The sequence below is a fragment of the Shewanella rhizosphaerae genome, assembly GCF_019457655.1.
Lineage (GTDB): Bacteria > Pseudomonadota > Gammaproteobacteria > Enterobacterales > Shewanellaceae > Shewanella > Shewanella loihica.
In genome coordinates this window covers 3307671-3318959 of the sequence record NZ_CP080420.1, presented here as the reverse complement: position 1 = coordinate 3318959, position 11289 = coordinate 3307671, and the positions used below count along the sequence as shown (strand labels likewise).

Below are 11289 nucleotides of genomic sequence, written 5' to 3'. Positions count from 1 at the left end.
CCTGTTAGTGCGCTGAGGTGGCAAAAGTCGATGAATGTTCTTGCAGGTATTTCTGCACCAGTGCCTGGGTGTCCTGATCCATGTTGACGAAGGCGATCATTCCCTGAAACATGCCTGGCCAGGTGTTGGCGTCGAAATGGGCCTCATCGGGCTGGGTATGACAGACGCTACAGCTGCTTGAGTAAGTGTCGCGGGCGTAATCCCAGAGTGGTTGCAGGTCTTTCACTAGATAGTCGCCATCCACCCAGATCTGCGCCTCGACGCGCTGCCAGATCAGGCCGGTGAGCGGGTCTTGCTGCTCTTCGAACACTTGCATCACGCCAGGCTCCAAGGCGGCATCTTTAGAGAGCTGGGCCGAGAGGATGTTCATGCCGAAATCGAAATAGATCACCCGGCCTGCGCCTATCTTCTTACGCCAGCCGTCGATACCTACCTTGGCGCGTTGACCCTTGACCTCAAGCACCTTCACCTTAGTGGCGATGTTGAGTGTGCCCGCCTCGACGTCTGTCTTCTCGTTGAAGAACAGCGGCTTGGTCAGGGCGCTGAAGTAGTTTTCGCCGATAGCCAGGCTGCTCTCACCAGAACCTACTTGGGCGATAAGTTCGGGGGCGCGTGAGGTGCCCATGTCCGGCAGCTTGTGGGCGATCCCCTTGTGGCAGTCGATACAGCTCTGATCCAACTCGGCGGCGCGTTTCATCTGCTTCTGGGCCAGCTTGGACATCTCGTCCCACTTCATCGAGTCATAGTTGTGGCAGTTCTTACAGGCGAGTGAGTTGTCGCGATCGAAACGTTTCCATTCACGGCTCGCCATCTCCAGACGCTTGGCCTCGAATTTCTCTTCGGTGTTGACGGTTTGCAGCAGCCAGCCCCACATGTCGTGGGAGGCCTCTATTTTGCGGCCGATCTTACGGCTCCAGTTGTGGGGCACGTGACAGTCGGGACAGGTGGCGCGCACGCCTGAGTGATTCGACCAATGCACTGTGCTTTGCAGCTCCTGGTAGGGTTTACTCTCCATGCTGTGGCAACTGATGCAGAAGGCTTCTGTGTTGGTCGCCTCCAGGGCGGTGTTGAAGCCACCCCAAAAGATGATGCCCATCAGGAAGGCTGACAGGCTAATGGCGCCAAGGGTGAGGGTTTTGGCGGGTTTGTTGAGGGTACGCCAAAGGGTGATAAACCACTTCATAGCAACATCCTTTCTCAAGTTGGTAATGGGTTAATGGGCGACGACGCCGCCGAATGCCTGGATCATCCAGATGATGAAGCCATAGGCGCTGATGCCTGTGATGGTCAGCATCGGGAAGAGCAGCACTATGATGAAGCCGAGGGCTCTGAGCTCTTTGGATTTATCCTGATCTCGTGTTTCGCTTATTGGGTGTGATGGCATGACAGACTCTCTTAGTTGATCTTTGTCCATGGCTGCATGGTAGAGGAGGGATGTGAATGGAGGTGCTGCCTGGCATGAACCAAGGGTGACAAGTTATGAAAAAATATGAATAAAACTGAGTCTGGCGGCTTGATGGTGAAGAGTTTGTTTGTAAATGTCTGATATTAAATGATTTAACTGAGTGTTCTCTTGCGCGGATATCCCATGGTTGTCGCGGTATCACAGGCTAAAAAAGCCTTCGCGCGAAAGTTGAACAAAAGTTTGGCGAATTGTTAGCTTGCTCTAGTTTATGTCACAGTCTTTGCTGTAGAATGCGCCGCCAACAAAGGCTGTGTTATGGGTAAGTGTTTGCTTACCTTAAAAGGTCGGTATCTCCTCGGTTACCGATCTGCAGGTCACGTAAGGTACACCAATAAGTACCCAGTGGATCTCTCACCCACAGACATCTGTCGTGGGGCTCTAACTTGCCATAGCCTTCCAAATTAAGAGATCAAAAAAGGTAACTACTATGAAGTCTGAACAGACTCTCGCTGCACCCGCTGTACCTGCAAGCTCCCTGCTTGACCGTTATTTTGCCATCACCGCTCGTGGTAGCACGCTGCGCCAAGAGGTGATTGCCGGCTTAACCACCTTCCTCGCCATGGTCTATTCGGTGATCGTGGTACCAAACATGTTGGGCGCCGCCGGTTTCGATCCCGGCGCCGTCTTCGTGGCCACCTGTCTGATCGCCTCCTTCGGCTCCCTGCTGATGGGGCTGTGGGCCAATCTGCCGATGGCGATTGGCTGCGCCATCTCACTGACCGCCTTTACCGCCTTTAGCATGGTGCTGGGCCAGGGGATCTCGATTCCCGTGACCCTGGGGGCTATCTTCCTCATGGGCGTGGTCTTCACCCTGGTGAGTGTCACCGGCGTGCGTCAGTGGGTACTGACCAACCTGCCTAAGGGGATCGCTCACGGTACCGGTATAGGTATCGGCCTGTTCCTGCTGCTGATCGCCACCAATAGCGTGCATCTGATCGTTGCCAACGACGCTGGCTTGCCGGTGAAGCTTGGCGATATCCACAGCCTGCCTGTCATCGCAACTGTGATTGGCCTGGCAGCCACCATAGGCCTGGAGCGCCGCGGCGTACCCGGCGGTATTCTGCTGGTGATCATCGCGCTTTCTGTATTTGGCCTTGCGTTCGACCCGAGCGTGACCTACCAGGGCTTATTCGCCCTGCCTGATTTGATGTCAGATAAGTCGCTTATCGGTCAGCTGGATATCATGGGCGCCCTCAACCCTGTGGTGCTGCCTATTGTGCTGGCGCTAGTGATGACGGCGATCTTCGATGCTACGGGCACCATTCGCGCAGTGGCCGGTCAGGCGGAACTGCTGGATGAGAAAGACAACATTGTCGGTGGCGGTAAGGCGCTGACCTCAGATTCCATGAGCAGCATCTTCGCAGGTGCCGTGGGCGGTGCACCGGCGGCCGTGTATATCGAGTCGGCGGCGGGTACCGCGGCCGGTGGTAAGACGGGCCTGACGGCGACAATCGTTGGCGTGCTCTTCCTGCTGATGGTGTTCCTGGCGCCGCTGAGCTATCTGGTACCTGCTTATGCTACGGCGCCGGCGCTCATGTATGTGGGCCTCTTGATGCTGAGCAACGTGACCAAGCTGAACTTCGACGACAAGGTCGATGCCATGGCGGGACTGACTTGCGCCGTGTTCATCATCCTCAGCTGTAATATCGTTACCGGTATCATGCTGGGCTTTGTGACCCTAGTGGTTGGTCGTCTGGCCAGCGGTGAGTGGCGTGCCCTGAAACCCGGTGTGTTAGCCATCACTATCGGCCTGGTGGTCTTCTACATGGGCGGCTGGGCTATCTAGAAAGTATCGAGTCAGCAGCTTTGAGCTGCAACTCAAATAACACAAACCCAGGTCGCTTGACCTGGGTTTGTCGTTTAAGGCTGTCGTTCGAGGCTGATAAGCAAGGCATTTTACAAAACTGGCGAGCACTATTCCTGTTGGGGAACCAGATCATCATGGCAGAAGGCGCGCAGCAGATCTTTCCAGGTGATGATGCCCACTATCTTGCTAAATGCCATCACAGGCAGGCAGCCGATGTCGTGGGCCAGCATGAGTTGCCCGGCGGTCTTGATGTCGGCCTCGGGGGCTATGGTGATGGGATCCCGGCTCATCACCTGATGGGCGCGGCGCTGCAGGGTATCGCTGTCGCGCTCCGTCTCGCCTATGCTGCCGATATGGGGGCTGAGGGTGCGCAGATAGTCGCGCTCAGATAGCACGCCTTGCAAGCTGTCGTTCTCGATCACCAGCAGATGATGAAAGGGGGCGCTGTCAAAGATCTCTTTGACTATGGTAAGCCTGTCGTCCATCTCTATGGTGACGACCCTGGTGCTCATGATCTCCGATACCCGTGTTGCCATGGCAGACTCCTGAGACTTAGGGGGAGGTTGACTGAGTTTTGTAAGGTTCTCAGTGACTTTGGTGAAAGTTCACCCTGTTTCCAGTTATAACAGATAAATGAATGTTCAACAAATGACCATCTAAATTTCACATAAATGTCATGGGTTTGCCCTTTAATGATTGGGTTTATCTTAGTATCAGGGCAAAAAGATGAAATCCATGCCATTGGCATCCCAGGCCAGCCAGTCCGACCCTTTCTATGTCGATTCCAGTCATTTGCAGCGCACCCAAGGCAAGCATAATCAAGGCGAGCTAAGCCAGGAAGATCTTAGCCAGCACAAGGCGGTGCGTTACTGCCGTGAGCTGATGCGCCGCCCCTCAATCACCCCGGAAGATGCCGGTTGCCAGCAGTGGTTAGGGGAAAGGCTTGTCGCAATGGGCTTCGACGTCAGTCACTATCAGGATCAAGGGGTGAGCAACCTGCTGGCGTCTTTTGATGAGCGCCCGGCTCAGCTGGCGTTGGCCGGGCATACGGATGTGGTGCCACCTGGGGATCTGAGCCGCTGGCAGACACCGCCGTTTGCCGCCACCTTAATGGATGGCATGCTGATTGGCCGCGGCGCGGTGGACATGAAATCTGGCCTGGCGGTGATGCTGGCGGCGGTCGAGGACCATATTGCCTGTCATGGCCTGCCCAAGGTCAACTGGCAGTTTATCGTCACCAGCGACGAAGAGGGCGAGGCGGAACATGGAACCCACACCCTGGTCGAGCGCCTCAAGGCTCAGGCACGTCTGCCCAAGTACTGTGTGGTGGCCGAGCCGACCGCCGATAAGCAGGCGGGCGATGTGATTAAGATTGGCCGTCGCGGCGCCATCTCGGCGCGGCTAACGCTCAAAGGCAAGCAGGGACACGTTGCCTATCCCAAGAACGCGGTCAATGCCCTGCATATGGCGGCGCGGGTGATGCAGGCATTGGAAGCTCTCATTTGGGATGAGGGCAGCGACGACTTTCCCGGCACCAGCTTGCAGGTGACCCATGTGGATTCTGGGGCGTTTACCGACAATATCGTCCCCGGCAGCTGCGACATCTGCTTCAACATCCGCTACAGCTATCGTTACAGCGAGGCGGGGATCATGGCGCGGATCCAGACCTGTCTGGAGGGGCTTTCCCTGGGAGAGGATGCCATCAGCCTGCGCTGGGAGCGAGGCTGTCAGCCCTATCATACCCAGGAAACCGATGGTCAGAGCCTGATCGCTCAGGTGGAGGCGGCGATCTTCGAGGTCACCGCCAGCTTTCCGCGCCTCTCCACCTCAGGGGGCACCTCAGACGGACGTTTTCTGTCATCGCCTCAGACCCAGGTGATCGAGCTGGGGCTTCCCAATCGCACCATACATCAGGTCAACGAGCGGGTAGAGCTGGCGCAGATAGTGCGCCTGTATCGCATCTATCGCGCCTTGCTGATGCGCTTTCATGACTAGATATTCATGACTAAATAGTTAAGCTTGGGTGGCTTGGGCTGATGTTAATTGAGAGTCCGCCAACGCTATTGGTAAAACTTACTCACAGAACTAACTCGCAGAGCTAACGACAAGCCTTTGTCGCAAAACAAATTCATAAAAGCTTGTCGCAGAACCAATCCACAAAAGCTTGCGATAAAAAAAGACGCCCTGGGGCGTCTTTTTTATGCTTGAAGATAGCGCAGCTAGCGTTATTGCTAGTGCCATTGCTATTTCAGGGGGCTGTCTTCGCCGCCCGTGTTGAGTTCGGGCAGGTGACAGTCGATGTAGCGGGCGCGCTTCTTGGCCTTGAGCTTGTGGGTGTCCACCAGCACCAGGCCGTCGATGCAGTCGCCAAACTCGGCGTCTATGCCGAAGTCGAGGAAGCTCACCCCTAAACCGTCGCACAGCTCGCCATACTGTTTGTACAGGGCGGGCACGGCCGCGCCCATGCTGGCCAGCGCCTGCTTGAGCAGCTTAAATTCCGCCTGATAGTCTTCGCCGGGGAAGAGGCTATCTAACTGTTCGTGCTGCTCTGGGGTAAAGCTGTAGCGGCTGTTGGCGTGTGCCAGCTCCTGCACTGGGCAGAAGTGGGTCTGGTAGAAGTAGACCAACATCGCCTTGGCCTGCTCCGGCAGGGCGTCGCTGATGGAGACGGGACCGAACAGGTAACGATACTCTGGATGTTTGGCTAGGAAGGCGCCTATGCCGAACCAGAGGTAATCCAGGCTGCGCTTGCCCCAATACTTAGGCTGCACGAAGCTGCGTCCCAGCTCCAGCCCCTGCTCGAAGTAGGGGGCGAACTCGTCGCGGTACTGAAACAGCGACTGGCTGTAGAGGCCCTTATGTTCATCCTGGTAAAGGCTCTTGGCGCTGGCGAAACGGTAGGCGCCGACGATCTCCAGCGCCTTGTGATCCCAGAGCACCAGATGCAGGTAGTCGGCGTCGTACTTGTCTGTGTCGCGGCGCTTGCCGCTGCCTTCACCCACGGCGCGAAAGGCGATCTCCCTCAGTCTGCCTATCTCACGCATGATGGGATTGCTTTGCTTGTGGCGGTAGAGATAGATGAGTTTCTCGTCGTGAGTCTGGCCCAGCAGCTCGCACTGGGATAGCGCCTCGATCAGATCGCTGCGCGACTCGGGATGGGCGATGGCGTTCTGGGTCTTAAACAGGGGGCTGCGGTTCTTGCCGATGCGGTAGAGATGATTCTTCAGCAGCTTCACCTGGGTCTTGAGCGGGAAGTCGCTGCTGGCCACCACCTCCTTGGGGATCAGCTGACCTATGCGCAGGGGCATGGTGCGCTTGGCCTGCTTGAACATCTCCTTGACCAGCAGCAGGCTGGCCAGGGGCTTGTAGATCATCGAGGCACCGTAGAAGGTGGCCGAGTTCTTGGCATCGGCAAACATGGGCAGCAGCGGCGCCTGACAGGCCTTGGCAATCTTCAAAAAGCCGCTGTGCCAGTGCAGGTCCCTCACGCCGTTGGGGCGCAGGCGCGAGACCTCGCCGGAGGGGAAGATCAGCACGGCGCCTTCGCTCTTGAGGTGCTGGTGGATCTTCTCCAGATGTTGTTTGGGGGTGCCGCCCGTCATGTTACGCACCGGCAGCAGGATGGAGTGCAGCGGCTCTAGGGCCATCAGCAGCTCGTTGGCCACCACCTTGATGTCCGGGCGCACCTTGCTGATCAGCTTGATCATCGCAAGGGCGTCCAGTGAGCCGATAGGGTGGTTGGCGTAGATCACCACCCGCCCCTCGCTGGGGATATTCTCCACCTCTGTGCTGGGCACGCTGTAGGTGAAGTTGAAGCTGGCCAGGACCTGCTCGATAAAGTCTACCCCCTCCAGGTAATCAAACTCCTGGGTAATGGCATGGCACTCTTTTTCCATCAGGAAATAGCGCAGCAGCGCCTTGGTGGGGGTCGCCAGCCAGGGGCTCTGATTGAGCTTGGGCAGGTTGTTGGCAACCACATCGTCTACGGTGAAGATCATCTTTTGCATGGGTCTGCTCGCTGTGTAAGGGATGGTGCCCGTGATGGAGACACCCTATCCATAGCGCCAGAGTAAGAGGGGAGTTTGACTAAGAGATGAACAAATTATTGCAGCCAGATGACGCCTAGCGGACGATCAGGCTGTCGGGCAAATGTATGATGAAGGTGCTGCCGCGCCCCTCCTGGGAGTCTATGCTGATCTCGCCCTTGAGGACCTGAGTGACTATGTTGGAGACGATGTTCATCCCCAGGCCGCTGCCGCCCTTGCCGCGCTTGGTGGTGAAGAAGGGCTGGAACACCTGGGCCTGAACCTCCTGGGACATGCCGCAGCCATCGTCCTGATAGGTGATGCAGATCCCCTGGTCGGTTCGCTCGACGTCTAGGCTGAGCTTGCCAGACTTGCCATCGGGATAGGCGTGGATCACCGAGTTGTTAAACAGGTTGCTGACGATCTGGTAGAAGGCCCCCGGGGTGCTCTGGATGATCAGCTTATCCGGACATTGATAGCTGTATTCATGGGGCGTGCGCGACAGCATGGGGTTGAGGGAGATGAAGATCTCCTCCAGGTAGGCATGTAGGTCGAACTCGCGAACATCCTCGTGGGACTGATCCACAGAGACCTGTTTGAAGCTGGCGATAAGCTTTGAGGCGCGCTCCAGGTTGGCCAGGATCAGTCGGCAGCACTCGGCCACCTCGGTCTGATACTGCTCGAAGTCTTCTTCGGTGATCTCGCCGAGGCGATAGAGCTGGTCGAAGTGTTTAACGCTCTCCTGCAGGTGGGAGGCGGCGGTGACGCTGATCCCTATGGGAGTATTGACCTCGTGGGTGATGCTGGCCACCAGGCCGCCCAGCGCCGCCATCTTCTCCTTGTCCATCAGCTCGCCCTGGGTATGTTCCAGCTCGTCCAGGGTGTGTTTCAGCTCGTCGTTGCGCTGTTGCAGCTCAAGGGTGCGCTCGTTGACGCGCTGCTCGAGACGCTGATTGAGCTCGCGCAGGGCGTGCTCCGTCTCTTTCTGCTGCTGTATGTTTTTGATGGTCCCCGCGATGCGTACTGCCTTGCCCGCTTCGTCACGCTCTACCACCTGACCACGATTGAGCACCCAGAGCCACTCGCCGTCGGGCGCCAGGCCGCGATAGGTGAGGGAGAACTTATCTATCTGGTCGTTGATGCACTCCTTGGCGACCCGTGACACCTTGGGGATGTCGTCCGGGTGGACACAGGTGGCTATGGTTTTCTTCAGCTCCTGTTCCTGCTCGGGATACTTGAGGAAGGTGTTGGTACGGGTGGCATTGCCATGAACGATATTCCAGTCCCAAAACTCATCGCCGCTGCCCCATAGGGCCAGCTGCAGGCGCTGCTCGCTCTCGGCCACCTCGTGCAGCAGGGCGGCCTGCTGCTGATACTGGGACCACTTGCGATAAAAAATTAAGCTCACCAGCATCAGGGTCAGGGTGAAGTATAAGGTGTAGGCGAAGGGCGACTGCCATGGCGCGGGCTCCAGCATGATCTTGAGGCGCCTGATGGGGCTGTATTGCTGGTTGATATCCTTGGCGCGGATCTCAAACAGATAGTTGCCCGGGTTGAGGCCGGTGAAGTAGGCGACCTGCTCCGGCGAGCCCGCTATCCAGGTGTCGTTGAGCCCGAGCAGGCGGTACTGATAGCTGAGCCGGGTGGCGTTGTGCAGATCCGGGCTGTGGTAGTGCAGCGAGAAGATATCGGCGGTATGGGGCAGCGCCAGCGAAGGGGGCAGCCTTGGCGTGCCCTTGTCCATGTCGGGGAGTCCCTGGGCCTGACCCAGAACAAAGAGATCTGTGATCACCGGCAGGGTCGGCGGCTGACGGCGGGGCAGCTGGGCCGGATTAAAGTGGTTAAAGCCGTTGACGCCGCCAAGATAGAGGCTGTTGTTACGCCCCAGCGCCGCGGCGCCGAAGTTGAACTCGTTGTCCTGTATGCCGTCAATATCTGTGTAGTTGGTGGTCTTCAGGCTGTCCGGGTCGAGCTGGGTTAGCCCCTTGGTGGTGCCGAGCCAGAGGTGGCGGCGCTGGTCGGCAAACAGCAGATAGATGGTGTCGTCGATCAGGCCATCCGCCGTGGTAAGCAGTCGGCTGCTGAAGTCTTGGGTGTTGAAGTGCACTAGCCCCTCGTTGCTGGCGATCCACAGGCTGTGGTTGTCTCCCGCCACTATGGAGAAGAGGTGTTGTTTAGGCAAGGCATGGGGCGTGTGGCTGGCGAAGTGGGTGATCTCGCCATTGGCCGCGAGCCTCAGCAGGCCGTCGCTGGAGGAGGTGAGCCAGTAGTTGCCGTCGCCATCCTGCAGCATGTCGGTGACCGTCTTGATGGGCAGAGGCACGGCTATAAAGCCTGTGGCTATGCCGGCATATCTGGCGATGCCACCATCGCTGCTGGTGATCCAGGGAGTCCCCTGCCTGTCGAAATAGAGCGAATAGAGCTGATTGCTGGGCAGGCTGTTGGGGCTCTTGGCATCGGCCAGATAGTGAATGTAGCTCTGCTTGTCGGCGGTATAGATGAAGAGGCCATCGCCCCGGGTGCCTATCCACAGCTGACCCAGCTCATCCTCCTTGATGAAGCTGATGAAGGCCTGACTGAGGGCGGGGTTTTGCACATGGAAGGGGATGAAGCCCGTCAGCTCGCCCCTGGGATTTTTCAGCCCCCGGTAGACGCCGCTGGCGGTGCCGACCCAGAGAGTGCCCTGGCTGTCCTCCAGCAGGCTGCGAATGTCCACGTTGAGCAGGTTATTGTCGTTGAAGCTAAAACCATGGATATGACCGAAATATTGGGCGTCGAGAAAGGTCTTACTCAGGCCGCCGCCCTTGCTGCCGATCCACAGCTGTTGCTCGTTGTCTATCCACAGAGAGGTGATGACTGGGCTGTTGATGCTGTAGCGGTTCTCGGCGGAGGCGTTGAGCCTGTGGATCTCGTTACGGCTGGGTTCATATCTGGCCAGTCCCTGGGCGCGAAAGCCTATCCAGAGGCTGCCGAACTTATCCCGCCTGAGGGCGGAGATGGAGAAGGCGGGGCTGGCGGGCACGGCGGCGATCGCCATGGCCTGATCGTTGGTGATATCCAGCAGGAACAGGCCGCGGGTCTGGGTGCCGACCCAGAGAGTGTTGCTCTTACCCGCCTCGATGGCGGAGACGCCGCGCAGCACCTCTGGCGCGTATTGGGTGACGCTAATCTCATCTGCTGTCTGCTTGAGGCTGGCGAGACCGTTGAGCGTGCCTATCCAGAGCCTCTCCTGCCGGTCGCGATACAGGGTGTTGATGCGCCCGCTGGGCAGTCCTTGAGTCGTGCTGCTGTCCAGGGTCGCCAGCAGCTTGTTGCTGGCGGGGGAGAAGTAGAGCAGGCGATTGTCGGCGGTGGCGATCCATAGGTTACCCTGGGCATCCTCATCGAGATCGACGATATCGTCGGGCAGCGGGCTGTTACTGGCGTTGAAGGGCTCGAAGATGCCGCTGTCGGCGTGATAGCGGTTTATCCCTTCGTTGCGGGTGATGAGCCAGAGGGTACTGCGGCTGAAATGCAGCTTCTTGATATATTTGGCCGAGGGGCCGCGATTATCCCCCAGGGTGTCGAAGATCTTGAAACGCTTGCCATCGTAGCGGTTGAGCCCGGCCTGGGTGGCAATCCACAGATGTCCCTCCTTGTCGTTGACGATATCTGTGACCGTGTTCATCGACAGCCCCTCCTTGGCGCCGAAGGAATCAAACTGCGGCTGATAGCTGAAGGCTAGGCTGGGCTGGCTCACCAGTAGCAATAGCAGGAGTGAGAGAATGAGTGCTCTCATCTAGGCGCGCCAACTCGAGTGTTTGCAAGTCATAACTTGGCCCTTGTGATCTAGGGGGCGGTTTGGCGCTCAGTTTTTTGGGGATGGGGGGCGAAAAACAGCCGCGTAAATCCCGGCACAATGAGCGCTGCTTGAGTGTTTAAGTTTAGAAGTCTTTGGGGAAATTGCGAGTTGAATGAATAAGATAATGTGCCATTGCGGCCATAAGAAAGGG

The 11289-nt window shown here is 57.6% G+C and carries 7 protein-coding genes; 2 read left to right on the top strand and 5 right to left on the bottom strand.

Going from position 1 to position 11289, the window contains the following annotated elements; genetic code table 11:
• Nucleotides 1-4: 4 nt before the first annotated feature.
• The gene (torC, locus tag K0I63_RS14470; RefSeq protein WP_220081488.1) at nt 5-1183 is read right to left on the bottom strand and encodes a pentaheme c-type cytochrome TorC; all 1179 of its coding nucleotides are present in this window, start codon (nt 1181-1183) and stop codon (nt 5-7) included.
• 30 nt (nt 1184-1213) lie between these two features.
• Entirely contained in the window at nt 1214-1384 is a 171-nt protein-coding gene (torE, locus tag K0I63_RS14465) for a trimethylamine N-oxide reductase system protein TorE (RefSeq protein WP_220081487.1), read from the bottom strand.
• Between the two features lie 508 nt (nt 1385-1892).
• On the opposite strand from torE, the gene K0I63_RS14460 reads away from it, so the two are divergent.
• Entirely contained in the window at nt 1893-3251 is a 1359-nt protein-coding gene (locus K0I63_RS14460; protein WP_144203785.1) for an NCS2 family permease, read from the top strand.
• Between the two features lie 128 nt (nt 3252-3379).
• Here K0I63_RS14460 and K0I63_RS14455 read toward each other — a convergent pair whose 3' ends face one another.
• On the bottom strand, nt 3380-3808 hold the full coding sequence (locus K0I63_RS14455) for a CBS domain-containing protein (protein ID WP_220043055.1): 429 nt from the start codon (nt 3806-3808) through the stop codon (nt 3380-3382).
• A 190-nt stretch (nt 3809-3998) separates the two neighbouring features.
• On the opposite strand from K0I63_RS14455, the gene dapE reads away from it, so the two are divergent.
• Nucleotides 3999-5267, top strand: coding sequence for a succinyl-diaminopimelate desuccinylase (gene dapE, locus K0I63_RS14450; protein WP_220081486.1), 1269 nt, complete (start codon nt 3999-4001; stop codon nt 5265-5267).
• Between the two features lie 248 nt (nt 5268-5515).
• Here the strand turns inward: dapE and olsF are convergent, their stop codons facing one another.
• Nucleotides 5516-7270 carry a bifunctional ornithine lipid synthase OlsF gene (gene olsF / locus K0I63_RS14445; RefSeq protein WP_220083465.1) on the bottom strand — a complete coding sequence of 585 codons (1755 nt, stop codon included), beginning with the start codon at nt 7268-7270 and terminating at the stop codon, nt 5516-5518.
• 124 nt (nt 7271-7394) lie between these two features.
• Complete coding sequence (locus K0I63_RS14440) at nt 7395-11075, bottom strand: sensor histidine kinase (protein WP_220081485.1); 3681 nt, start codon at nt 11073-11075, stop codon at nt 7395-7397.
• Nucleotides 11076-11289 lie beyond the last annotated feature (214 nt).